General features: G+C 69.7%; 25 protein-coding genes. 9 read left to right on the forward strand and 16 right to left on the reverse strand.

Annotated features, from left to right (window positions below):
• The first annotated feature begins 39 nt into the window (after positions 1-39).
• Complete coding sequence (locus tag J7E96_RS30035) at positions 40-1,437, forward strand: FAD-dependent oxidoreductase (RefSeq protein WP_215135847.1); 1,398 nt, start codon at positions 40-42, stop codon at positions 1,435-1,437.
• A 36-nt stretch (positions 1,438-1,473) separates the two neighbouring features.
• Entirely contained in the window at positions 1,474-2,421 is a 948-nt protein-coding gene (locus tag J7E96_RS30040; protein WP_215135849.1) for an endonuclease/exonuclease/phosphatase family protein, read from the forward strand.
• On the opposite strand, the gene J7E96_RS30045 is transcribed toward J7E96_RS30040, so the two are convergent.
• Together J7E96_RS30045 and J7E96_RS30050 are read right to left on the reverse strand one after the other, a co-directional pair.
• On the reverse strand, positions 2,422-2,769 hold the full coding sequence (locus J7E96_RS30045) for an ATP-binding protein (RefSeq protein ID WP_308296195.1): 348 nt from the start codon (positions 2,767-2,769) through the stop codon (positions 2,422-2,424).
• A 166-nt stretch (positions 2,770-2,935) separates the two neighbouring features.
• Positions 2,936-3,520, reverse strand: coding sequence for a CAP domain-containing protein (locus J7E96_RS30050; protein WP_215135851.1), 585 nt, complete (start codon positions 3,518-3,520; stop codon positions 2,936-2,938).
• 262 nt (positions 3,521-3,782) lie between these two features.
• Between J7E96_RS30050 and J7E96_RS30055 the strand changes: the two genes are divergently transcribed.
• Positions 3,783-4,631, forward strand: coding sequence for a helix-turn-helix transcriptional regulator (locus tag J7E96_RS30055; protein ID WP_215135853.1), 849 nt, complete (start codon positions 3,783-3,785; stop codon positions 4,629-4,631).
• On the forward strand, positions 4,591-4,785 hold the full coding sequence (locus J7E96_RS30060; protein WP_215135855.1) for a DUF397 domain-containing protein: 195 nt from the start codon (positions 4,591-4,593) through the stop codon (positions 4,783-4,785). Before J7E96_RS30055 ends, J7E96_RS30060 begins: the two co-directional genes overlap by 41 nt.
• On the opposite strand, the gene J7E96_RS30065 is transcribed toward J7E96_RS30060, so the two are convergent.
• Entirely contained in the window at positions 4,775-5,185 is a 411-nt protein-coding gene (locus J7E96_RS30065) for an ATP-binding protein (protein ID WP_215135858.1), read from the reverse strand. The two genes, J7E96_RS30060 and J7E96_RS30065, sit on opposite strands and share 11 nt — an antisense overlap.
• Before the next feature lie 211 nt (positions 5,186-5,396).
• Between J7E96_RS30065 and J7E96_RS30070 the strand changes: the two genes are divergently transcribed.
• Positions 5,397-8,582, forward strand: coding sequence for a hypothetical protein (locus J7E96_RS30070; protein ID WP_215135860.1), 3,186 nt, complete (start codon positions 5,397-5,399; stop codon positions 8,580-8,582).
• 13 nt (positions 8,583-8,595) lie between these two features.
• Here the strand turns inward: J7E96_RS30070 and J7E96_RS30075 are convergent, their stop codons facing one another.
• From J7E96_RS30075 to J7E96_RS30090, 4 genes are all read right to left on the reverse strand, one after another.
• A complete protein-coding gene (locus J7E96_RS30075) occupies positions 8,596-9,597 on the reverse strand; it encodes an esterase-like activity of phytase family protein (RefSeq protein ID WP_308296207.1) in 1,002 nt (333 codons plus the stop codon).
• Complete coding sequence (locus J7E96_RS30080) at positions 9,506-10,567, reverse strand: caspase domain-containing protein (protein WP_215135864.1); 1,062 nt, start codon at positions 10,565-10,567, stop codon at positions 9,506-9,508. Before J7E96_RS30080 ends, J7E96_RS30075 begins: the two co-directional genes overlap by 92 nt.
• A complete protein-coding gene (locus J7E96_RS30085) occupies positions 10,564-11,112 on the reverse strand; it encodes a hypothetical protein (protein ID WP_308296208.1) in 549 nt (182 codons plus the stop codon). Before J7E96_RS30085 ends, J7E96_RS30080 begins: the two co-directional genes overlap by 4 nt.
• Positions 11,113-11,215: 103 nt before the next feature.
• Entirely contained in the window at positions 11,216-12,328 is a 1,113-nt protein-coding gene (locus J7E96_RS30090; protein ID WP_215135868.1) for a serine/threonine-protein kinase, read from the reverse strand.
• Positions 12,329-12,485: 157 nt separating this feature from the next.
• Between J7E96_RS30090 and J7E96_RS30095 the strand changes: the two genes are divergently transcribed.
• Together J7E96_RS30095 and J7E96_RS30100 are read left to right on the forward strand one after the other, a co-directional pair.
• Positions 12,486-13,076: a hypothetical protein gene (locus J7E96_RS30095; protein WP_251070638.1), complete on the forward strand. Its 591-nt coding sequence runs from the start codon at positions 12,486-12,488 to the stop codon at positions 13,074-13,076.
• Entirely contained in the window at positions 13,076-13,522 is a 447-nt protein-coding gene (locus J7E96_RS30100) for a hypothetical protein (protein WP_215135870.1), read from the forward strand. Before J7E96_RS30095 ends, J7E96_RS30100 begins: the two co-directional genes overlap by 1 nt.
• 13 nt (positions 13,523-13,535) lie before the next feature.
• Here the strand turns inward: J7E96_RS30100 and J7E96_RS30105 are convergent, their stop codons facing one another.
• Complete coding sequence (locus J7E96_RS30105) at positions 13,536-14,156, reverse strand: hypothetical protein (protein ID WP_215135872.1); 621 nt, start codon at positions 14,154-14,156, stop codon at positions 13,536-13,538.
• A 130-nt stretch (positions 14,157-14,286) separates the two neighbouring features.
• Between J7E96_RS30105 and J7E96_RS30110 the strand changes: the two genes are divergently transcribed.
• Positions 14,287-15,807 carry an alpha/beta hydrolase gene (locus J7E96_RS30110; protein WP_215135875.1) on the forward strand — a complete coding sequence of 507 codons (1,521 nt, stop codon included), beginning with the start codon at positions 14,287-14,289 and terminating at the stop codon, positions 15,805-15,807.
• Between the two features lie 44 nt (positions 15,808-15,851).
• On the opposite strand, the gene J7E96_RS30115 is transcribed toward J7E96_RS30110, so the two are convergent.
• The 3 genes from J7E96_RS30115 to J7E96_RS30125 all read right to left on the reverse strand — a co-directional run bounded on the left by J7E96_RS30115 (position 15,852) and on the right by J7E96_RS30125 (position 18,593).
• The gene (locus J7E96_RS30115; protein ID WP_215135877.1) at positions 15,852-16,595 is read right to left on the reverse strand and encodes a PP2C family serine/threonine-protein phosphatase; all 744 of its coding nucleotides are present in this window, start codon (positions 16,593-16,595) and stop codon (positions 15,852-15,854) included.
• Positions 16,596-16,747: 152 nt separating this feature from the next.
• Entirely contained in the window at positions 16,748-17,515 is a 768-nt protein-coding gene (locus J7E96_RS30120; RefSeq protein ID WP_215135879.1) for a DUF72 domain-containing protein, read from the reverse strand.
• A gap of 31 nt (positions 17,516-17,546) precedes the next feature.
• Positions 17,547-18,593: a fibronectin type III domain-containing protein gene (locus J7E96_RS30125; protein ID WP_215135881.1), complete on the reverse strand. Its 1,047-nt coding sequence runs from the start codon at positions 18,591-18,593 to the stop codon at positions 17,547-17,549.
• Positions 18,594-18,656: 63 nt separating this feature from the next.
• Here J7E96_RS30125 and J7E96_RS38300 point away from each other — a divergent pair, with 63 nt between their 5' ends.
• Positions 18,657-19,430 carry a transglycosylase family protein gene (locus J7E96_RS38300; RefSeq protein ID WP_215135883.1) on the forward strand — a complete coding sequence of 258 codons (774 nt, stop codon included), beginning with the start codon at positions 18,657-18,659 and terminating at the stop codon, positions 19,428-19,430.
• 170 nt (positions 19,431-19,600) lie between these two features.
• Here the strand turns inward: J7E96_RS38300 and J7E96_RS30135 are convergent, their stop codons facing one another.
• From J7E96_RS30135 to J7E96_RS30155, 5 genes are all read right to left on the reverse strand, one after another.
• Positions 19,601-19,897, reverse strand: a complete 297-nt coding sequence (locus tag J7E96_RS30135) for an antibiotic biosynthesis monooxygenase (protein WP_215135885.1) — start codon at positions 19,895-19,897, stop codon at positions 19,601-19,603.
• A gap of 174 nt (positions 19,898-20,071) precedes the next feature.
• Entirely contained in the window at positions 20,072-20,416 is a 345-nt protein-coding gene (locus J7E96_RS30140) for a hypothetical protein (RefSeq protein WP_374196729.1), read from the reverse strand.
• A gap of 81 nt (positions 20,417-20,497) precedes the next feature.
• Positions 20,498-21,067: a type II toxin-antitoxin system HicB family antitoxin gene (locus tag J7E96_RS30145; protein WP_215135887.1), complete on the reverse strand. Its 570-nt coding sequence runs from the start codon at positions 21,065-21,067 to the stop codon at positions 20,498-20,500.
• A gap of 31 nt (positions 21,068-21,098) precedes the next feature.
• Positions 21,099-21,659 carry a hypothetical protein gene (locus tag J7E96_RS30150; RefSeq protein WP_215135889.1) on the reverse strand — a complete coding sequence of 187 codons (561 nt, stop codon included), beginning with the start codon at positions 21,657-21,659 and terminating at the stop codon, positions 21,099-21,101.
• Positions 21,660-22,339: 680 nt separating this feature from the next.
• A complete protein-coding gene (locus J7E96_RS30155) occupies positions 22,340-24,067 on the reverse strand; it encodes an AAA family ATPase (protein WP_308296198.1) in 1,728 nt (575 codons plus the stop codon).
• Between the last annotated feature and the right edge of the window lie 101 nt (positions 24,068-24,168).

A 24,168-nucleotide genomic window follows, 5' to 3' on the forward strand; every position in this document is an offset into this window, starting at 1 on the left:
CTGTCGGCATATCGATGGATGTCTATGCAGGGAGTCCTCATGACTGAGACGCGTTCGCAGGTGCCCACCGTCGTGATCGGCGCCGGTCCGGTCGGGCTGGCCGCCGCCGCCCACCTCGTCGGGCGCGGCCAGGAACCGCTCGTCCTGGAGGCCGGCCCCCGGGCCGGCACGGCGGTCAGGGAGTGGGCGCACGTACGGCTGTTCTCCCGGTGGGCCGAGGTCGTCGATCCGGTCGCCGAGAAGCTTCTGGCGCCGACCGGGTGGACCGCGCCGGACGGTTCGACGTACCCCACCGGCGGCGACTGGGCCGAGCGGTATCTGCAGCCGCTCGCGGATGTTCTCGGGGAGAGGGTGCGTTACGGGGCCCGCGTGACCGGCGTCTCGCGGGTGGGCCGGGACCGTGTCGTCGACTCCGGGCGTGAGGACCAGCCCTTCTCGGTGCATGTCCGGTACGCCGACGGTACGGAGGAGCGGATCGTCGCCCGCGCCGTGATCGACGCCTCCGGAACCTGGTCCACCCCGAGCCCGATCGGCGGTGACGGCCTGCCCGCGCTCGGCGAGCTCGCGGCCGCCGACCGTATCTCCTATCGGGTCCCGGACCTCAGGGACCCCGAAGTCCGGGGGCGTTACGCGGGACGGCGTACCGCCGTCATCGGGTCGGGCGCATCCGCCTTCACCGCCCTCTCCTCGCTCGCGGACCTGGCGAAGGAGGCCCCCGGCACGCACGCCGTCTGGATCCTGCGGCGCGGCATCGGCGGCGACACGTTCGGTGGCGGCGAGGCCGACCAGCTCCCGGCGCGCGGGGCCCTCGGGCTCCGGGCGAAGGCCGCCGTCGACGACGGGTACGCGGACGCGGTCACCGGATTCCGTACGAGTGCGGTCGGGAGGGGTGGGGACGGGCGGCTCGTGCTGGTGGCTGAGGACGGGCGGGAGCTGGAACCGGTCGACGAGGTCATCGTTCTTACCGGCCTTCGTCCCGATCTTTCGTTCGTCTCGGAGCTGCGGCTGGGGCTCGACGAGCGACTCCAGGCGCCGACCGCGCTCGCGCCCCTGATCGACCCGAACCTCCACTCCTGCGGCACCGTCTATCCGCACGGCGTCGTCGAGCTCTCGCACCCTGAGAAGGACGTCTACCTGGTCGGCATGAAGAGCTATGGGCGAGCTCCGACGTTCCTCGCCATGACTGGTTACGAGCAGGTCCGTTCCATCGCGGCCTCGCTGGCCGGGGACCAGGAAGCGGCTGAGCGTGTCGAGCTGACCCTTCCGGAGACGGGCGTGTGTGGGGGTGCTGGGCTGTTCGAGGAGGCCGAGGCCGAGGTAGCGGCTGGGACTGGGGCTGGGGAGAGTGGTGGGGGGTGTTGTGCCGCTCCGGCCTCCTCCGCTGAGACCCTCCAGATTGGGGTCGGCGTCGGTCCGGGCTCCTCCAGGGGGTGCTGAACCCGATGGCAGTGGTGCCCCCGTTACGGTCGGGCGATGAGCGATACGAATGGCGAAGGCCGGTGGAGGCGGGGGCGTGTCCTCGCCTCGCTGGCTGTGGCGGTCGCCGGGCTGCTCGTCTTCCATTCGGCCGTGCCGGACATGGCCGGCCGGCCGGGCAGTCTGCTGGAGACGTTCCTGCCGTGGCTCGGCCTGGCGGTCCCCGTCTTGTTGGTTCTGGCGATCGTGCGCCGCTCGGCCGTCGCGCTGTTGGCCCTGCTGTTGCCCGTCGCCGCTTGGGTGAGTGGGTTCGGCGGACTGTTGCCGCAGGGTGAGCCGGCGTACGACCTCACCGTGGTTCAGCACAATGTGAGCGACGAGAACGCTGATCCGGCGGGTACGGCGCGGGCCCTGATGAAGGCTCGTCCTGGCCTCATCGCCCTCGAAGAGGTGACGGCCGGTGCGTCGGCCGTCTACGCCGCGACGCTCGCACCGGAGTTTCCCCACCACCGGGTGGTGGGGACCGTCGGGCTCTGGTCGAAGCACCCGTTGACCGAGGCGCGGCCGGTGGACATAAGGCCGGACGGGATCGTGGGCGCGTGGAACCGTGGTCTGCGCGCGGAGGTCCGGGTGCCGGGAGAGAAGGCGGCGGTCGCGGTGTACGTCGCCCACTTGCCCTCCGTGCGGTTGGGGTTGGGGGCTGGGTTCAGCGCGGGGTGGCGCGACGAAAGCGCCGCCCTGCTGGGGGCGGCCATCGCGGCCGAGCCGCTGGAGCGGGTGATCCTGCTCGGCGACCTCAACAGCACGGTGGACGACCGTGGGCTGGTCCCCGTCGGCGCGCAGATGAACACGGTGGGCCCCGGCTTCGCCTTCAGCTGGCCCGCCTCTTTCCCCGTGGCCCGGATCGACCAGGTCATGACCCGGAACGCAACCGTCACCAAGGTGTGGTCCCTGCCCGCGACGGGGAGCGACCACCTGCCCATCGCTGCCCGCATCAGGTGGTGATCACCGGCACTCGAACCACACCGTCTTGCCGTCTCTGCCCGGCCCCGGTGACACCCCCCACCGGTCGCTGACGGCCTCCACGAGTGCCAGCCCCCGTCCGCCGTCGTCCAGCGGTCCCGCGCTGCCCGCCTTCGGCAGCTGCGGACACGCGTCCGCCACCTCGACCCGTACCCCCTTGTCCGTCCGCAGGATCAGCACCGAACACCGGCGCCCCGGAACATGGCGTACGACATTCGCGATCAGCTCGGTGAGTGCCAGCTCCGCCGCGTCCGCTACGGGCATCAGGTGCCAGCTCGCGAGGTACGTCCGCAGGATGCGGCGCAGGTGCCGGGCCGAATGCTCGCTCACGGTGAAGCTCACCCCGTAGCGCCGCGACGCTCCAACTTCGGCGCTCTGTTCGTCAGTTACGTGATTCACGTCACCAGAGTGTGACTTCTGGCTACGCTCCGCCACACTCGGGAAGCAACCTCACGCAGGGTGAGCTTGCGTCGTCCGCACCGCGCGGCCGGTGGTTCTATCGGGGGCTGGCCAGCAGTAGCGTCCACCACCCCTGGCCGTTGTTGCCTTTGCTCACGCCGACGCCCACGTGCCGGAAGGCGCAGGTGAGCATCGCGTCGCGGTGCTTGGGGCTGTCCTTCCACAGGCGGAGGGCCGTTGCCGCGTCGGGCTTTGAGCGGGCGATGTTCTCGGCCACCCGCTGCCACCGGTATCCCTCGTCCGTGAGCCGGTCGCCCGGGCTGGACGAGTGCGCGCCGGTGTGGGAGAGGGACCCGGCGCGTGCCATGTAGTCGCTGTGCCGTTGGGCGGTCCTGGTCGCGGCGCGTTGGGCCCGTACGGGGCGGCAGCCGTTACGTGCCCGCTCGCGGTTGAGGAGCTGAACGAGGGCCGCGCGGGCCTTGCGTACGGCGGTTGGCGTGGGCCTCTCGTGGTGGGGTCTGCCGGGTGGTCTCTGCCATGACGGCTGGTGCTCCTGCCACATCGCCTGCCAGGTCTCCGGGAGGGGCGGCGGGGCCTGGAAGTGGTGCGTAAGCATGTTGGGCGGCGTGTACTGCGGGGGTGAAGGGGGCGGCGGGAAGGGATGGGCGGCCAACACGGTCATCAGGATCCACGGTAGGTGTCTGCGCACGGCCGCCTCTTTCTTCTCGATCTATTGGCACTTGAAAGCACTATTCACCTTCGAGGGAGAGATATGGATGAAATCCCGTCCCGTGTGCTGTGCCGCTTCACCTGCTGACCTTGGCAAGCGCCGCCGGCGAGCCGCCCTGGCGATCAGGATGATCGTCCGTAATTAGCCATGTCGGAGAGTGAGTTATTGGCTACGCTCGGCTACGGGTGGAATCGACGAGCCAGGGAGACCCCGTATGGCCAACATCCGTAACCTTGACCCCCACGCGTCCCCTCTCGACTATTACGGCGCCGAGTTGAGGCGCCTGCGGGAGGCGGCGGGCCTTAACCAGAAGCAGCTCGGCTCGATCATCTTCTGTACGGCGTCACTGGTCGGCCAGATCGAGACGGCCCACAAGGTCCCGACCCGTTCATTCTCGGAACGCGCGGACGCGGCGCTGGGGACGGAGGGGACGCTGAGTCGGCTGGTGGGTCTGGTGCTGCGGAGTCAGCTGCCGCACTGGTTCCAGCCGTACGCGGAGATGGAGGCGCGGGCGGCGTACATCTCGACGTACCAGGCGCAGATCGTCTACGGGCTGTTGCAGACGGAGGCGTACGCGCGAGCGGTGCTTGAAGTCGACCATCCCGACCGGACGGACGAGATGGTGGCGGCACGTATGGACCGGCAGCGCATCCTCAAGCGCGAGCACCCGCCGTTGGCCTTGGTGGTGCTGGACGAGGCGGTGCTGTACCGGGAGATCGGCGGGGCCGAGGTCATGCGGAAGCAACTGGGCCACTTGTTGGAGCTTTGTGAGCAGTCGTGGGTGCAGATCCAGGTTCTGCCGTTCGGGGTCGGCCAACACGCGGGAATGATGGGCTCGTTCACGCTGATGCGCTTCGAGGACGACCCTGACATCTTCTACTCCGAGAGCTACGACTCGGGTCACATGACCGCCAACCCACAAGTGATCAGGGAGCGTTCGCTCGGATACGCTCGCTTGCAGGCCGCTTCCCTCTCGATCGAGGACTCGGCGGCACTGATCGCTCGTGTAATGGAGGAACGCTATGGGCACCAGCCAGGACCTGAAGAGCGCGCAGTGGCGTAAGTCCAGCTACAGCGGCAGCAGCGGCGGCGAATGCGTGGAGGTCGCCGACCTCAGCGCTCACGTCGCCATCCGTGACTCAAAGAATCCCGAAGGCCCCGCCTTCACCGTCACCCGCACCGCCTTCGCCGCCTTCGTCGCGGCGGTCAGCGGCTGACGGCCGCGCAGATGGCCTTGCCGCCCTCGGGGGACGGGCTGACCGTGACGAAGCGGGACAGGAAGCTGACGAGGGTCAGGCCGTAACCGCCCTCGTAGCCGGTGATGTCCGGGTGGCGTGGGCGGGGGCGGGACGGGCTGGGGTCCTGCACGGTGATCTGCACCGTGTTCCGGCCCGCCACCAGCCGCATTTTTGTGATGCCGCCTGCGTGCCTCAGCGCGTTCGTGACCAGCTCGGAGACCACCAGAACCACGTTTTCAGTGGTCTCCGGGGTGGGCGCCGGGGCCAGGTCGCAGAGGAACTCGCGAGCGGTGTCGCGCGCCTCGGCCGCCGTGTCCGGACGTGTGGTCCGTTCGGCGAGCCCGCGCCTTCGGCTGCAGGTTGTCTGCGTGCGGTTCATGGTGTTCACCCCCGATGAAGTAGGAAGCCCTGCTCTGGTGACCCTGGGGCTTCTGCCCTGCTTTACCCAGAGCTAACTTCACGCCTTGCCTGCCGCGCGGTCGCGGCGTACAAATATGTGCCCCTCCGGTGAAACATCTGTGCGATCATCGCGGTCACCGAGGGCCCGGAGTGCTCCGGTCCTCCCATCAGACCGCTCCGGGGGGAACGGAATGCCTCACCACCCGTGTACGGCCGCGAGAACCGCGTCGTACACCTCGCTGCTGCTCGCAGTGTCGATCCTCGTTTCGCTTCTGCTGCCGACCGGCGCGGCCTGGGCGGCGACGACCGGAACCGCCGCAGTGGCGGTGGCCGACGACTGCGCTGTCCTTCCTCTTGCTCCCTTCGGGGACCCGGGCTCCGCCGTGGGCAGGGCGACCGTCCCTGTTGAGGGAAGCGCCTGCTTCACCTTCACCGCCGACAAGCCCGGCCTGCACCGTGTGCTGCTGGACGACCAGCACAACGAGACGCATCTCCAGGTCTTCGACGGGGACGCCGAAGTGGCGTGCCGTGAGGGTGAGGGGTGGTGCGAGTTGCCGCGCGCGGGGGCGTTCACGGTGAAGGCGGTGAACCTGGGGTGGGATTCGGACGATGTCACCGTCGCTGTTGTGCCGCTCGCCACGGACGCCGGATGTGAGGCGGAGGCCGGTACGTCGTGGGACGGCGCGGTCGTTTCCGGCTCGGCGGTCTCCACGACGGCGATCCTGTGCCATCCCTTCACAGCTGCGGCCGGGGAGCGGATCACTTCCGAGTTCACCACCGTGAAGTACGGGAGCCGTGAGTCGTGGATCAGTGACGAGACGGGTGACCGGATCTGCCCGCGTTCCAACGAGGACGGCAGTGAGGGCTGTGTGCTGCCCGGCGACGGGCCCTACCGGGTTCTGAGCCGCGTCACCGAGGTGGAGGGCGGCTTCCCGGCGGCGTACAGCCTGAAGGTCCGTCGCCTGTCCGACCCGGCCGGGTGCGCGAGCGTTGCCTTGAACGCTTACAACTCCGCGCCGACGACCACGGAACCGGCCACCGGCTGCAAGACCTTCAGCGTCCCGGCCGCCGGGCGCTACGACGTGTACGAGGTGCGGTCCGGCGAGCGGTCCGCGCTCGCTGTGTACGACCGGGAGGGGAAGACTGTCTGCCGTACGTCGCAGCAGCCGTGCGGCCTGCCCGCCGCCGGTGATTACACGGTGTTCACGGATCACGCGATCCTTGTTCTCGACCGCGCCGGCACGGCCGGTTGCGAGCCCGCCGAACAGGGGACGTACGAGGGCACCTTCGCGGTCGCGGGCGAGGTCGACTGCCTCATGCTGCCGTTCCCCGAAGGCGCCCGGATGGCCGCGCTGAAGGCGCTGAACGCGCCCGCGCCGCGACCCGAGGTCTCCGTTGTCGACGCCGACGGGGTCGGGCAGTGCGAAAGGAGCTCACTCTCCGCCGGTACGTGCGCGCTCACCGGACGAGCTCCGTTCCGCGCACTGGCCTCCACCGGCAGTGGGACCGGCTCGTACCGCATCGCTCTGCACCGCACGGACGCGGTGAGCGGCTGCCCGGTCCTCCCGGCGGGTGACTTCACGGGCGCCGGCCCCGCCGGCCGGTTCAGCACGGGCGACGGTGTCTTCTCGCAGTGCTTCGGCATCCCGGCCGCCGACCACAGCGCGATGGAGAACTTCCAGCTCCAGGCGGTCTCCGGCACGTTCACCGCCCAGTTCTCGGTACTGGACGCCGACGGCAAGCAGGTCTGCTCCCACTGGTCGAACTGGACCACCTGCGGCCTCACCCCCGGCGTCGCGCACACCGTGCTGGTCACGGGAAGCGACGCCCCCGCCACCTACACGATGGCCCGCCGTGACGTCACCGCGACGGCCAAGGGCTGTACGGCCAACCCGGCGACTCCGGTGGGCGGACCGTCCACGAGCGGCGCGATGGGGGCTACGGGCGAGCTGCTCTGCCGTCAGGTGACCACCGCCGACGCCAGGGACAGCCTCCACCTCAACGTCCGTGACCCGCTGGGGACCACGAACATCCTGGCGTACGACGCGGGGGGCAAGGCGGTCTGCTCGAACCGCAACCGCGCATGCGGGGTGACGGGTTCGACCAGTTACCAGGTGCTCCTCACCGTGCCCGCGAACCTGAAGGCGCCCGCCTCGTACCGCTTCGACGCGCTGCGCATCGCCACGGCCGCCGGTCCGGCCGCCGAGTGCGCGAAGGTGGCGAACATCAGCTACGGGTACGGGCCGATCACCGGCACGCTCACCGAGCAGCGCACCGCCGTGTGCGCGGCGCTTCCCACCGCGTACAGCGACAGCTTCGACTTCAGGATCAGCGACACGGCGGGAGGGACGGAGACGGCCGTACCGGCGCTGTACGACAGCAGTCTCGACAACAACTGCTCGCTGAAGGTCTCCGTCGGCTACTACTGCCATCTGAGTGAGGCTTACACGAAGGACGTCACCCCGAGCATCTTGGTCCTCGGTCTGCCGGAGAAGGCGTCGCAGACCTCGTACAGCACGGAACTCGTCTGTTCGTTCGCCATGTGCGGCACCGAGAAGGTCAGCGTCGGTATCGTGACGCCGGCCACCGGCGTGAGCGGCGCGAAGGTCACCGTCAAGGTGGCGGGGACCGCGCTGCACATGGACGACAAGGTCCGGATCGGCCTGGCGGGCAAGACGCTGGTGGGCACCACCACCTCGGTGTCGGCCGACCGGAAGACCCTGACGGCCGTCCTGGACCTGACCGGGGCCGCGGTGGGCGACTGGAACCTCAGCGTCCTCACGCATACCGCGGGGGAGTACCTGCGGGGCACGTTCAGTGTGACCGCGGCGCCGGTGAAGAACACCACGGCTCCGACGATCACCGGCACCGTGAAGGTCGGGGCCAAGGTCACCGCCGGGACGGGGGCATGGACGCCTGCGGCCACGTCGTACGGCTACCAGTGGAAGGCCGACGGCACGGCGATCTCGGGGGCCACCGGGTCGGCGTACACCGTTCCGGCGGCTCTCCTGGGCAAGAAGCTCACGGTCACGGTTACCGCTCGCCGCACGGGGCACCCGAGCGGCACGGCTACCACCGCCGCCGTCATTGTCGCCAAGGGCAGTGCCCCCAAGGTCACCACGGCACCGGCGATCTCGGGCACGGCAAAGGTGGGACGTACGCTCAAGGCCGCCCACGGCACCTGGACGCCCGCGCCGACGTCGTACGGCTACCAGTGGTACGCGAACGGCACGGCGATCACGGGCGCGACCACGTCCTCGCTGGTGCTCAAGTCCGCCCAGGCCGGCAAGAAGATCACCGTGAAGGTCACCGCCCGCCGCACCGGTCACACCAGCGGCACCGCGCTCAGCAAGCCGACCTCGGCGGTCGCCCGCTGAGGCCGCCGGGGGCTCAGTGGCCGTCGGTGTCGACGTCCACGGCCAGGGAGTACAGGCGGGTCAGCTGCTTCTTGCTGTCGTTGTCGTCCGAGACGAGGTACAGCGGGCGGCGGCCCCGGTACTCGCCCTCCGTCAGCTCGGGTCCCAGGTCCATCCCCTCCACGTTGGTCAGGAGGGGCTGGTGTTTGTTCTGCGGCTCGAAGCGGTCTTTCGCGCCGGCCTGCGGGCAGTCGGCGAGGTTGAAGAGGAGTTCCTTCTGCGCCAGGACGTCCGTCGGCTCCGTGCCGAGGTCGGCGGCGTCCGTGACGTCCTGGCCGGACAGTGTGGTGCGGTACACCTGCACGGTGTTGCCGTGCAGGGGGTTGAACGACCGGTCCAGGGTGAGCAGCTCGCCATTGCCCAGGGCGACGATCTCCGCGAGCTCGCCGCCGTCGGCGATGGGATAGGCCAGTTGCTTGTCGAGCTTCCAGCCGCCCTTCGCGGTGGACCGGTAGTGCAGCAGCCGCAGTACGTCGTTGCCCTGGTTGCTCCGGTCGGAGGACAGGGCGGTCTGGAGGCCCGAGTAGAGGTGTTTGCCGTCGGGGGTCATGGCCAGGGATTCCAGGAGCTCTGACCCCTTGGCCGCGCTGCCGGGGCCGGGGCGGAACCGGTCCGGTACCTCCAGGTCTTCCTGGAGCAGGCCGGTCTTGCGGTCGAAGCGGCCGATGGAGGGCGCGGTTTCGGAGGCGACCAGCACGCTGTCCCCCTGGATCACCAGTCCTTCGCCGTCGAACTCCTCGTCGGCGTAGCCGGAGCCGTCGGCCGCCTTCAGCTGGATCACGGCGGTCGGCTTGAGGTCCAGCTTTTCCGGGGCGCCAGCGCGACCTGGTAGAGCCTGGAGTTCTTGTCGTCCACCAGCAGGGCTTCTTTGGGGCCGGCCATGGTCAGGCCCGAGAGGCCGACCATGCGGTTGCCGCCGTAATCCTCGTCGTCGAGTTGGTCGGAGAAGCTGAGGAGGGCGGCGTCCGGCGAGCAGGCGCCGGTGGGGGCGCCGCCGCGTTGGTGAGGGAGGGGGTGGGTGACTGGCCGGGCGTACCGCCGGATCCTTGTTTGTCCGCGTCCGGCCTGTCCCAGGGGGCGGCGATGACGACGCCTGCGGCTACGGCGGCCGCGGCGGCGGCGGCGGTGGCGGCGAAGGTGACGGCGATGCGGCCGCGCCTGTGTCGTGACCGCCACCAGTGGGTCTGTGGTCCTGTTCGGGTATCCGCCGGGACCGTCGAAGACCTGGCGCGGTTGCGTACGAACGGGACTTCGCCGATCACGCCGCTGGAGGCCTTGCGGGGCTTCGGGCTGACGCGCTCGTGGAGCTTCTCGAAGATTGTGTCGAGATTCAGCAGCTCGCCGCTGTCCGGCAGGCCCTTGTCCAGCAGCTCCACCAGCGCACCGGTGAACTCGGTGTACTTCTTGCCCTTCCGGGCGAGGGCGACCGCGTCGTCGGCGCAGGCGGCGAGGCGGTAGGCGCCGGTGATCTTCGTCATCGGCAGGATGTCGGCCCCGGCCGACAGCGACTCCATCATCAGGCCGCTGTGGCAGCAGTCCAGAATCACGATCTTGCGCTGGGCCTTGGAGTTCTTGATCTCGTCGCGGACTTCGTTCCAGCCGACGCTGGTGAAACGGCGTTGAGCCTCCGTCATGGCGACGCTGAGCCGCAGCGTCGCTTCCTCCGGGTCCACCACACCGTGCCCCGCGTAATAGACCAGCAGGGTGTCCTCGGCTTCGGCGGCTGCCTTGCTGACCGCCTTGAGGAGTTCGTAGGGGTGCTGGGGGTTGGTGATGACGTTGCATCGGCCGGGCGACAGGCCCAGCACGGTCGGGTCCGTCAGCAGCTGCCGCAGCTTGAGGGCGCCGTTTTCCGTCGCCGGAATGGGGTCCAGGTGTGCGTACTCGCTTACGCCGATGAGCACCGCGGCGGAGCGCTGCGGGTCGGGGAGCCTGTCAGCTGTCACTGGTCGGTACCTCCGCCGCCGCCCGGCTCCACCTGTGCCGGTGTCTGCGCCGGTGCCGGTGCCGGTGCCTGTGCATCTGCCGCGCCGTCTTCGGGCGGCGTCAGCGCGGCCAGTGCCCGCTGCACCGCTTCCTGGGTGGCACCCTCGGCCGCTGGCACCAGAACGGTGCGGTCGGCCGTCGTGACGAGCAGGTCGCCGTTCGCCATGAAGGTGACGGACTGGACCTCACTCTGAATGGTCACCGCCGCCTGCGGCCGGCACGCCCGCCGCCAGGCCGCCACGGCCACTACGAGGTTGGCCAGGCTGAAGGAGGAGTCCAGGGCGAGCTGGAGGGCGTCGAACGCGTACCCCATGCTGCCGGGCGGGGCCGCGGCCGGCACGGGGGTTATCCGGGTGGCCGTACGCAGCTCGTCGTGCTGACGGAACCAGGCCAGCAGCGAACGCTGGTCCCTCCCTGCTCGTCGTGCGGAAGAGTGACGGTGACGATCACGGAATGCTCCCGGCCGTAGTGGAGGTACGGGGCGTGCGAGCGTGCGGGTCCCGATGCCTCACCAGCCCCCCACGCGGCACGACACTAGAGCAACGCCGGTGTGGGGCCGCCCGGTTCCGCAACCATCCCCACACATGGCTGAAATTGCGCCTGTTACCTCATTCGGGTGACTCGGCGGTCGTTCCGGGGCTGGGCTCCGGTGTTTCGGCGTTGCCGGGGTTGGGGGACAGCCAGGCCATGCCGATGAGTACCGCAGCCACGAAGGCGATCGCACCGGCGATCGCGCTCGCCACGCGAGGGCGGCGGCGTACGAACACGCGGGTGCTCGGCCGCTGGACCGGCGGCGCCGCGCGGCGCCGGGACGCCGGGCGCGTGGTGCCCGTGGACGGCAGCGAGTACGTCGTCGGGGCCTGCGGCGGCGCACCGTTGGCCGGGGGCGCCGGGGGAAGCGGCTGGGAGTGTCCCCGCCAGGAGTCCCGGCGGAACCAGTCGGCGGCCTGTTCGGCCGTGGGGCGGTCCTCCGGCTGCTTGGCGAGCAGGCCGAGGAGGTACGCCTCGAAGGGGGCGGGTACGTCGACGCCGAGGTTCCGCGGCGGTACGGGCGCTGCGTCCACATGCTGGTACAGCGTGCCGGTGGCGGTGTCGGCCTGGAACGGCGGGCGGCCCGCGAGCAGTTGGTAGAGCACGCAGCCGAGGGAGTACATGTCGGAGGCGGGGCCGGCGGGTCTGCCCAGCGCGCGCTCCGGGGCCAGGTAGAGGCTGGTGCCCACGATCTGGCCGGCGGTGGTGAGGGCGGTGGCGGGGTCGTCGACGAACTGGGCGATGCCGAAGTCCGCGATCTTGACCGTGCCGTCGTGGCTCGTCATCAGGTTGCCGGGCTTGATGTCCCGGTGCACGACGCCCTGGCGGTGGGCCGCGGCCAGGCCGGCGGCGGCCTGGGCGGCGATGTTGGCGACCCGCTCGGCGCGCAGCGCTCCTTCGGAGACGAGGGTCTGAGCCAGGCTCGTCCCCTCGACGAGTTCCATGACGAGGTAGAAGCGGTCCTCCCAGGCCCCGAAGTCGAACACCGCCACCAGGTGGGGGTGGCTCAGCCGGGCGGCGGTCTGGGCCTCCAGGCGGAATCGGGCAGCTGCCGACGCGTCAGCTCCGTTACCGAGCAGCAGTTTGACGGCGACTGGCCGGCCCAGCACCTCGTCCGTGGCCCGCCAGACCTCACCCATCCCGCCCCGCCCGATGGGTGTGTCCAGCCGGTATCTGTCCGCCACCAGCACTTGCGCACCAACCCCGATTCACTCTGACAATCTCAAGGCTGCTGAACCTACTTCACCCCGTTGTCGCCCTTTCCGGTGAGGGCGGCAGTTACGGTACGCGGCTCGTCCCTGCGCGAGCCTTCGCGGGTGCGGAGGGCTGCGCGGTGAGAATCCCGCTATGAACGCATTTGATCTTGGGCTAACGCTGCCGTTCCCTGTGCGGCGGGCCTTTCGCCGTTCCGGCGCTCTGCTGCTGACCGTACTCATGGTGCTCACCGGCCTCTCGCTCTCGGCCGGGGCCGCCTCCGCCGACGCCGCGGGCGGTTCGGCGTACAGGACGGCCGTCGTCGGGACACTGGACCCCTCCGTCGAGCCGTGCACCAGCACCGATCCCGTCGTCTGCCGGATCCGGGAGATGAGCCCCGCCGAGCGTGCCGAGGCGCGGGAGGTGCGGATCCGCTACCACCAACTGCTCGACCAGATGGAGCAGACGGCCGCCGGCATGCGCGCCGACGGCCGCGACGACGAGGAGATCGCGCGGCGGCTGGTGGACATGCGCAACGAGGCCAAGGACATCACCCGGGCCGGCATGTCCGAGGAGGCGGTCGCGGCGCTGGAGGCGCGCAATATGGAGAAGTACGGCAACCCGCTGGGGCCGACGGCCGATCAGCAGTACGCCAGGTACGGCAGCTGGGCCAAGGTCATCGACGCCGCGACCCGCAGCAATGCCGCCATCGACCGGGAACTCGGGCTGGAGCCGCGCCACTGATGCACGTCATAGTTCTGCAGGATTACGACCACCACGGCCGGGTGTGGGGACTGGACCCCTTGACGGGGGCTTCGGCGCCGGCATCCGGCCGTTGCCATGGGTTCGTCCGGCTGCCCGGTGGCGAGGGCGGGCAGGCCGCTGCCCTGTACGCCGACGCGGGGAAGCTGTGGCTGCAGTACGGGGAGCTGCGCTGGGACTGCGAGACGGTTGTGGTGCGCCATGCCCGGCGGCCGGACGGGGCGCACGTGTTCACCGTCCTCGGCGGCGGGGGTACGGAGCTTGAGGTGCGCTGCCCGGCGCCGGACCCCGGGCCGTTCGATCCGACGTACGACTGGATTGACACACTCGCCGACGATTTCTTCCTCTGGGCGGCCGGTCAACTCGCGGAGGGGGAAGGACGCAGGGCTCTTCTTGAGCACTTCCTGAACGGCTTCGATCCCGTGTGAGGGTGGTGGGGGTTCAGGCGAACAGGAAGGTTGTGGTGGTGGCCGCGCCCAGGGCCGCTCCCGCCACGGTCTGCGCGACGGTGTGGTAGCGCAGGGCGACGCGGGACCAGCAGACGGCGGCGGTCATGGCGTAGGCGAGCAGCCACCAGCGGGAGTGCACGACGGCGAGCAGCGCCACGACGGCCGACGCGACCGCCGAGTCCACCGAGATCTTCCAGACGGTGTTCACGGTGAGGAGGAGGACGGTCATCCCCCACAGGCCGAGCATCGCGAAGAGTATGCCGGTGGGGGCTTGTGCGAGGAGCATGACGAGCGAGCCGGCGCCTACGGAACCGAGTATCACGAAGAAGATCGGGGCCCGCTTGGTGCGGTCGACGACGTGCCGGTCGCCCCACCTTCCGCGCTTGCGCTCCCATTCGATGTAGCCGGCGGGGACGATGCCCGCGCACAGCGCGCCGAGCAGGCCCCACAGCAGCCCGGTCCAGTCGCCGGCGGCGGCAAGCCCGATGCCGAGCATGCCCGCCAGCAGGACGTTGCGGGGCTGGAGGACTTCGGTGACGGTACGGGCTGTCGTGGTCGTGCGGGGGTCCACGTGCTTCTCTCCATGGGGCGGGTGGTCGTCGGGTGACGCCATCGAACCGTAAGCACTTGGGCCGCCGTCCTCCCGGCCGGGTGACGGTGCTGTGCGCCTGGGGGGCTACCCCCACCAGTGGTGTCATGCCTGCCGCATGGGCAGGAGCGATCCGTTCAACAACCCTTGTCGCATGCCGACTTACTCCCACAGAGCCACCAGGACTCTCCTCCTCGCACTCTCCGCCGCAGCCGTCGCGTCCACGCTGAGTGCTGCGCCTGCCGCCGGCGCTGCCACCGCCGGTTCACCCGCTCTTGCGTGGCAGCCCTGCGCCAAGGACGGCGGTCCCGCCGGCCAGGAGTGCGCCAAGCTGCCCGTACCGCTCGACTACCGCGACCCGGACGGCCCGCAGCTCAGCCTCGCCGTGTCCCGCCTCCGCAGCGACCGGCCGGAGGCGCGGCGCGGGACGCTGCTGGTGATCGCCGGAGGGCCGGGCGGTTCCGGTGTGCAGCGGCTGACGCAGAAGGGGGCGGCGCTGCGGAAGGAGATGGCGGGCGCGTACGACATCGTCAGCTTCGACCCGCGTGGCGTGGGCAAGAGCGCCACGGCGAGCTGCGGGCTCGACGAGGGCGACCGCCACCTGGTGACCCTGCGCTCCTGGCCCGGCCAGGACGGCGCGATCGCCGACAGCCTCGCCCGGTCCCGGCGTGTCGCCGACGCCTGCCACCGCAACGGCGGCGCCGAGCTGCGCAGCTTCACCACCGCCAACGAGGTACGCGACATCGAGCGGTTCCGGCGGGCGCTGGGCGAGGAGAGGCTTTCGGCCTGGGGATCCTCGTACGGGGCGTACGTCGGGGCGGTGTACGCGCAGAAGTACCCGCGGCACACCGACCGCTGGGTGCTGGACAGCATCGGGGACCCCGACCCGGCCCGCGTGGCGCGGGGCTGGCTGGCGAACATGTCGGTTGGCGCGGAGAGCCGCTTCCCCGACTTCGCGGCCTGGGCGTCGGATCCGGCACGCGATGAGGAGGGGCTAGAGGGGCTGCGGCTGGCGCAGCGGCCCGCGGACGTACGTCCGATGTTCCTCGCGCTGGCGGCGGAGCTGGACCGGGAGCCGAAGCCGTCGGACACGCCGAATGTTCCGCTGACCGGCAACCGTCTGCGTCAGGCCCTGCAGAACGCCCTGTACAGCGACAGCGCCTTCCCCCGGCTGGCCCGGCTCATCAAGCAGGCTCAGGACCCGGGCTCGACGCCTGTTCTGACGCCCGACATCGCCGGGGCCCTGTCGGACCAGGACGCGGCGGTCACGATGGCGGTCATCTGCAACGACGTCCGCTGGCCGGCTCCCGCGGCATCTTCGTACGAGCGTGCGGTGGCCGCCGACCGCGCCCGGTACCCGCTCACGGCCGGGATGCCGGTGAACGTCACGCCCTGTGCCTTCTGGAAGGACGCGCCGGCGGAGAAGCCCACCCGGATCACCGGCCGGGGCCCGTCCAACATCCTGATGGTCCAGAACCTGCGGGACCCCGCCACCCCGTACTCCGGCGCCCTGAAGATGCGCGAGGCACTCGGCGACCGCGCCCGCCTCGTCACGGTCGAGCACGGCGGCCACGGCGTCTACCTGGGCAACGGCAACGCCTGCGGCGACCGCGAGGTCACCACCTTCCTCACGACGGGCGGGCGCCCGGCGCGCGACACCTACTGCGCGGACTGAACGCCCCTGAACGCCCCTGAACGCCCCTGAACGCCCCTGAACGCTCACTGTTCGTCGATGCGGACCATCGCGAGCGTGATGTTGTCGGGCCCTCCGGCCTCGATGGCCGCCTTCCACAGCTCGAAGGCGGCCCTTCCGCCGTCGTGCTCCCGCAGCACGCCCTCGATCACTTCGTCCGGGCACGGGTCGGTCAGCCCGTCGGTGCACACCAGGTAGCGATCGCCCGTGGACAGGGGATGGGTCGCCACATGGGGTGTGATGGCGCTGAACGTGGGGCTGCCGCCGAGCGTCTGGGTGACGGCTGACGTGGTGCGATGTCCGGGCGCCGGCAGCGGGCTGTCGTCCACGCTCACCTGCCGCAGTCCGTCGCGGCCGGCGGCGAAGACCTTGCTGTCGCCGACGTTGAACGACAGCAGCGAGTCCGCCTTGACGACGGTGCCCGCGACCGTGGTCCCCATGGTGATCAGTTCCGGATCGTCGTCAGCTGCCGAGTAGACCGCCTGATTGCAGACGTCCAGAGCGTCACGGACGGACTGTTCGTCGTCCAACGAGGGGCCGAGCGAGGCGAGTTGGCGTACGACGAGTGAACTGGCCACCTCGCCGGCCGGCTGCCCGCCCAGCCCGTCGGCCACGGCCACGACCAGCGGTGTGCCGAGGGGGAACACCAGCGTCTGGGGATTCTCGGTCACGGTGTCGCACAGGGTCCACGGGCCGACGACGAGGCTGTCCTCGTTGTGATCGCGGATCAGCCCGGGGTGGCTCAAGGCAGTCACAGTTATGTACGGCACCGCGATGTCCCGCCTCTCCGTAACGGAAGGCCTGGCCTGTCCCTCACTTCCATTGTCACGCCGTCGGCAGAGGGCGCCTACCCGCGCGTCAGTCACAGAAAGTGACCTCACTCCGCCATTCTCCTACCGAGAGTAATTGCGCTGCGCCACGCTCACGGCGGCGCGGGCGTACGGCTCACCGTCCGGCCCAGCGCGGCCGCCGCCCGCCCGAACAGCGCGGCGTCCACGACGGCCGCGCCGCCCGTGTCGTTGTTGAAGTACGCGAACACATCCGCCTCATCCGGCCAGGCGTCCGCGATGCGCCGGGCCCAGGACGCCAGTGCCTGACGGCCGTAGCGCGGCGCCGGCTCGGCGCTGCCGCCGTGGAACCGTACGTACCCCCAGGAGGCCGTACGCCACAGTGGCGTCACCGGGCGCGAACCCCGGTCCGCCCAGCACAGTGCGCTCCCGTGCCGTTCCAGCACCGCCCTCAGCTCCCGCTCCGCCTCCCACCACGAGGCGTGGCGGAGCTCGACGGCGACCCGTACCGAGCCGGGAAAGCAGCTCAGGCAGGCGTCCAGAGCCCCGGTGTCCTGCCGGAAGTTCGGTGGCAGTTGCAGCAGTACGGGCCCCATGCGGCCGCCGAGGCCGTCGGTACGGTCCATCAGCCGGCTCACCGGCTCCTCGGGCTCGCGCAGCCGCTTCAGGTGGGTCAGGTAGCGGCTGGCCTTGACCGCCATGACGAAGCCGTCCGGTGTCCGCTCGCGCCAGGAGGCGAAGATCTCCCTGCTGGGCAGCCGGTAGAAGGCGTTGTTGTTCTCGATGGTGGCGAAGTGGCGGGCGTACTCCTCCAGCCAGAGCCGCTGCGGCTGCTTCGGCGGATAGAAGACGCCGCGCCAGTCCTTGTACTGCCACCCTGAGGTTCCGACGAGCATGGGCATGGTCCGATCCATGCCCATGCCTTCACGGGCGTTACTGCACGGGCGGCAGAATCACCCAGTCCGCGTCGGGGGCCGACTGGGTACCGTCGGCGTACACGGCGGTCACCCGGTAGAAGTGGGTGGTGCCGGTGGGGACACCGGAGTCCGTGTACCACTGCTCGGTGACGGGCTCGGGGGTCAGCTTCTCGTACGCCTCGGTGGCCGGGTTCCAGCGGTGGACCAGGTAGCCGGTCGCGTCGGCGGCGCCGTCCCAGGTGAGCTCCACCTTGCCGGGGGCGTCTCCCGGGTACGTGGTGAGCGAGACCGGGGAACCGTCGGGGGTCTCGACGGACGGCGTCATGTCCTTCTCGGTGACGACCACGACATTGGCGTTACGGGTCCACTTGAAGCTGGAGTTGCCGGAGGTGTCCACGGCGTCGATGAAGAAGCACTTCTCCTCGCCGTCGGGAAGCCGCTCGTGGGTGTAGGCCGTGTCACCCGGACCGAAGTACGCGATCGCGGAGGCCGAGCAGACCTGCTCCTCGCCGTCGCTGAACAGCTCGCCGCTGTAGACCTCGTACCGCGCCAGGTCCGGCTCGGTGTTGCTGTCCCAGTCCAGGACGATGCCGTACTCGGTCGCCTCGGCGGTCAGTCCGGTGACGGCGGCGGGCGGCGTCTGGTCCGCCTCGAGCGTGGTGACGGTCACCGTGGGGGAGGGGAGCGATTTGACCGAGCGGTCGTCGTGTCCCTTGATCACGTAGTGGTACTTGGCGCCGCTGCCCGCAGAGGAATCGGTGCAGGTGTACTGGACCCGGCCGTCGGCGAGCCCCTTCGAGGTCGTGCCGCACCGCACCGGCTCGGCGGAGGTGTCCACGGGGAGCGTCGACGAACGGTAGACGTGGAAGCCGAAGTAGTCGCCGTCCGTGTCAGGGTCGATCTTCCACTGCAGGACGGCCTTGCCGATCCCCGGCGTCGCGGTGACGTCGTGCGGCGCCGCGACGGGGCGGGGCGCCGTACGGGGCCTCCAAGCGAGTGAAAGCCCGGCACGTCGCGATCGGCGTGCACGCCGAAAAGCGTACTGGCGGGTTATCTGTTGCAAGCCCACCGGCCGTGGCGGGCACTGCGTCACGGCGCTGCCGGAAGTCAGCGGAGGAGAACCCGGATGTCGTCTTCACCCCTTGCCAAGCGGTCAGTCGAAACGATGCTGTCTCTGCTTCTCGTCCTGCTGAGCGTCCTGGGCCTGGCGGGCCAGAGCACGGCGAGCACCGCGAGGCAGTCGGTTACGGCGGGTGCGGCGACGCACTCGGTCTCGGCGCAGTCGCTCTCGGCTCCGCTGCGGTCGGTGCCGGCACAGCCCGACTGGGAGAGCATCGCCGCCTGCGAGAGCAACGGCCGCTGGAACATCAACACCGGCAACGGCTACTACGGCGGACTACAGTTCGCCCCCTCCACCTGGCGGGCCTACGGCGGCCATCATTACGCACCGCGCGCCGACCTGGCCTCACGGTCCGAACAGATCACCGTCGCGGCGCGCGTCGCCCAGGACCAAGGCTTGTCCGCCTGGCCCAACTGCGGTCGCCGCACCAGCCACAGTGCTACCGGATCTGGAAACACCGGAGCCGGCGCCCCCGCCGCCCAGCCGCAGCGCCAGGCTCAGCCCCAGGCCCAGCCTCAGGTGCAGCCCCAGCCTCGGGCCCAGCCCCAGCGCCAGTCTCAGTCCCAGCCTCCGGCAGCGGTCACCGCGCCGCCGCGGATTTCCCACGAGGCCATCACCGCGCAGACCTACGTCGTGCAACCGGGTGACTGCCTCTCCGTCATCGCGGACCGCGCCGATGTCCGAGGCGGCACGCAGGCGCTGTACGAACTGAACAAGCACAAGCTCGACGAGGGCCCCGACCGCATCTACCCCGGCCAGCGTCTGCGACTGCACGCATGACGCGCGGATCGTGTTCACGAGCGGGCATGGGATTGGGCATGGGCAGGCCCCGTTCGGTCGAGCGCAGGTGGTGCGACGGAAACCGTCAGGCCGCCGCCCGGATTCGGGGCTGTCAGCCGCACTCGTACGGCATCAGGCGTTCGGAGGAGGTGGGTGACCACCACCACCTGCTACACGCTCGACAGCGACAGCTCGCCGCCTCGGTAGAAGCCTTCCCGCTCCTCGACGACGTACGGAGCCATGGCCTCTCGGCGTCGCTTCTCCGCGTCGGAGCTGCGCCAGGAGTCACACGCTTGCCTGGAGTCCCAGAACGACACGCCGGTGACCTCTTGCCCGTCCTCGGACCAGTACGCGAAGGCGCGGAGCATGCCGTGCGGATGCGAACTCGGACGCCATGCCCGCTCGAAATCCTCCAGGGAACCCGGCTTGATGCGGCGCGTCGTCACCCAGACGAAGTGCTCGTCCATCGTGGCCTCCTCCCGAGCGCCGGTCGGAATTATGGCGCTCTCTCGGACCACGGTAGGTCCGTGGCGCGCGTGCCGCCTCCGCAAGGCGACCATGTCGGCCTGCGGGCCGGCCGGCGGCGGTGCTCGCGAGCACCGGGCGGGATGACGCGGGCCGCCGCCGGGGGGCTCGACGGGTCAGAGGCGACGTACGCGCGAGGCGATCCCGTGGCCGAGCAAAAGGTAAATCACAGCAGGCAGACCGTAATTGAGGAAAACCCGCAGACCCTCACTCTCCATGGTGAAGATGTCCTGGGACCAGCCGGCCAGCCAGTCCGCGATTCCGTGCACAAAGCCGACGAAGACATTTCCCTCGTTGGCACCGAGCAGATACAGGAGGATCCAAAGCCCCAGAAAGGCTGCGGCGACGTCCGCCATCGTGTGGATGATCAAAGCTGCCCGGTTTGCTCCGGCGCCGTCCCGGTGAGGGGTGTAGGGGGTATAGGGGTCGTTTACGGGCATGGGTTCATGGGAATTGCTCATGCTCTCCCTGCTTGCCTGATCCACGTATGCGAAACCGCTTCCAAACCTGCGATCGCATATCGATTTGCGGCTCCGAGCCAGTTATCCGTCGTCCTCGGCAATCGCCCAGCCCGGACGGCTGAATGACGCCTGCCTGGATGAGCCATTGGTGAGTGCTGGTCGCTGACGTTGAGGCTGATGTCGTTTTGCGGACTGCGACGTATCACGAGGGATGCCCAAGCCCGGTGTGCTCGGCGTGGTGAGAGGGCCGAGTTGCCATGGACGTGCGTCGACGGAGCCTCGGGCCGGGGAGAGGTGGGACACCTCCTGGTGAGACAGGCCGAGCAGTCGGCAGGCATCACCCTGGCTTACGCGCAAGTCCTCGACCAGCGTGCGAGCGGCATCGGCGAGCGCCTGCTGTTCGGCGGCGTCGGCCGCGGCACGCTGCCGCTTTGCCTCCAGTACGCACTGCAGAAGCGGTGCGAATTCCGGAACCACGAGATCCACGGTGATCGTGTCCGGTCGAATGTCAATTGCTTGTGCGATGGCGTCGCGCGCCATGTCCTCGGCCTCATCCAAGGTGCGGCACTGTGTATGGATGTTGAGGTCCGGAACATCGACGGCCCACCACCGGCCAATTCTGTGCAGTCGGGCTACGTAGGCAGTGCTCACGGGCATTCGGCCTCCTTATGTCGCGGCGGTGTCAGATGCACACACCGATGACGCACACCCGCGTCGGTGAGGTCGGCTCGGCTGCCGTCGCGCCCGGCAAAAGGCCGGCAACCGTGCCTACGAGGCCGGGGCGTTCGTCGGAAGCGGGCGCGGTCGTCTCTGGGGCGGGGGCTGGGGTTTGGACTGAGGGCTGAGGAGCGGAGGGCGGGGTGCCGGTGGTGTCAGCGCCCGTACGCTCGGCCGGCCGGGGTGCCGAGACCGCCGCGCTGTGCGGCGTCGCGTTCGCGGCCGTGGGCGGCTGAGCCACGGCGGCGGCTTCCGGCTGCCGGTTCGTCGTCGCGGTGGAAGGCGCGGCGACGGCGGTGTTGTGCTGCCGGCCGGTGGCCGCGGGCGGGCGGGTGCCGGGCTGCCGCGCCACAGGGGCGTCCGGCTGCTCCGAGGAAGAACCGGCGGTGGCTCCCTGGGGCGCGGCCGACGCGGTCACCGGCTCCGGCGGCGGGCCGGCGTTCGTCTGGCTGGTGGACGGCCTGGCGGTCGGCAACGCGGCCAGGGTCAGGCCGCCGCTGACCAGCGCAAACGCTGTCGCGGCCACGGCCCGACGCCGGTGCTTCTTCCAGCGGGCCAGCTGCCGGCGCCGAGCCGCCCTGCCTTGCCCAGCGGTGGCGGCGCCGGTGGCGGCGCCTTCCGGGCCGCTGGAGGAATCAGCGTCCGGTGCATCGGCCGTCGCAGCGAATATCTCCTCCGTCGGCCATACGTCCCGCGTAGTCGCGGTAGCGGCGCCCGCGCCGTGTTGCCGACGGGCGGGCGGGGCGATGTCCGGAGCGTATGCGCCGCACCCTGGACACACGAACACCCCATTGAGGTCTCGGCGGCACGACGAGCAGTAGTCCATTGCGATCTTTCTGTGCTGGCTGCGCCGCCAGGGACGCCGGCGACTTGTTGAGTTCGCACGCGGGATCGAGCGGCCGTAACGCTAATGGCACTCCCCGAAGGTGGTGCGCAGCCCTTGTGACGCTGCTGCGAAGATTTACGGGCGATGGTGTCTCGTACTCACAGATATGTCGTCGTATTGCGCGCGAAACGCGTGGTTCTCTGGTCGCTCGTCTGCCGAATGGAGCGATTCCGTTCAGTAGCCCTGTCGTACGACGCGACCCGGACTCGCCACTACGCTCCTGCCGTGGGAGGCAGGACGACCGCCGGGGGCAGACGTTTCGGGCGATGGCGGAGCCGGCGAAGATCACGGTGCCGCCGACTGCGCCGCAGGGCGACGCATCAGGCCGTGGGCAAGACGTTTTCCGTCAATTCCTGGTAGGCGTCCACGATGTCGCCCGTATGGAGTGTGGTGATCTCCTCCTGGGAGGGCACGCCGGAGCTTCCATGGAGGTCGTAGATGCGCAGATCTCGGAGCGCTGCCGCCTTCCGGGACAGCTCACGCGCGAAGCGGCCATTGCCGAGTTGGTCGATCACCCCGTTGGTGACGGCGAGATCGCAGCAGGTCTCCAGCGCGACTGCCGCGTCCTCAGCGAGCACGTCACCCTGGGAGCCGAGGAACGTCTGCGCGATGAGGACGAGTTCACCGGCTGTGTACGACGGGAAGTCCACGCGGGTGTTGAACCGGGACGCGAGGCCGGGGTTGGTGGCCAGAAGCCCGCCGATCTCGTCCGAGTAGCCGGCGAGGACAACGACCAGACGGTGACGATCGTCCTCGGCACGCTTGAGGAGCACCTGGAGGGCTTCCTTGCCGAAGGCGTCACCTCCCGAATAGCCGCTGTTGATCAGGGCGTACGCCTCGTCGATGAACAGGACTCCGTCGAGGGCGGCGTCGATGGCGTTCGTGGTCTTGAGAGCGGTTTCGCCGAGGTGCTGTCCCACCAGGTCCACGCGCTGGGCCTCCACCACGTGTCCGCGTTCCAGCAGTCCGAGTCCGGCGAAGATCTTGCCGACGATCCTCGCGACAGTCGTCTTGCCAGTGCCGGGTGGCCCGGCGAACACGAAGTGCTGGGGTGCGGGCGCTGCGGTCAGGCCCTGATCCCTGCGGACGGCGGCCATTCTCAGCTGGGCCGACAGCGTGCGCACCTGACGCTTGACCGGAGCCATGCCCACCATGTCGTCGAGCTGGGCCAGGGCTTCGTCCAGCAGCGCTCGTCTGGAGTCGTCGGTAAGGGAGGGCGCTTCGCCGGCGTCGGCAGCCGGCTTCGGACGGTGCCGGGAGTCCGGGGCCGCCTGGACGGGGACAGCTGCCGGCGCGGTAGTTCGTGTCTTCGCCCGCTCGGCCACGTCGGCTAGTTCCGGGCTGTACCGGAAGGCCTTCTGGAACTGCTTCAGCGCTTCCTCGGGGCGACCGAGCCCTTCTTGCGCCCTGCCGCGTAAGTAAGCGAGTTCACCCAGGAAATCGCTCTGGTCTCCCAGGGCATGTGGCAAGGGCGCCAGCACGTCGAGAGCCTCGTGGAACACTTCCTGCACCACCAGCGCCGAAGCGACGTAAAGCTGCGACTCGTCACGCAGAAACGGGTCGCTGATGCCTTCGCCGAATCTCAGGACGAGCGGCCAGTCCTTCTTCAAGAAGGCGTAACGCGTGCAGACGAACCGGGTCTCGTCGCAGTCCAGGAGGGCGGTGGACAGCGATTGCCACGCCTCGTCGAGCCGATCGCCGTCCAGTAGCTGAGCCATCCCTGCCAGCCACAGATCGCGGGCCGTCTCCAGACGGAAGCGAACGTATCCCCCGATCTGGAACTGTGAGGACAACGGCGTTGTGAACTTCGAACGCAGGGCGCCGAAGGAATGCTGGAGTCCAGCCATGGCCTCGATCGCCTCTCGCCGGCGATAACCGGTGGCATGGAGCCCCAGCCAGGCGTCGGCTGCCGTCGGATCATGACTGATGGCGAACTCGAACCATCGAGCCGCGTTTGTCAGGTTGCCCTGTCGCAGGTGAGCGACAGCCTGGAGCCACGCCTGCTCGCACTTCTTCGTCGAGCGTCGCGAAACAGATGACTCCGGCACGGCGTCTCTCCCCCTCATTGACTGGCAGTTGATGGTAACGAAGGAGGAGGCTCGCTGGGTGGCCCGCAGCCTTTGGGGCGCGACGCGGGCATCCGTTTTAC

The organism is Streptomyces sp. ISL-96 (assembly GCF_018614035.1).
GTDB lineage: Bacteria > Actinomycetota > Actinomycetes > Streptomycetales > Streptomycetaceae > Streptomyces.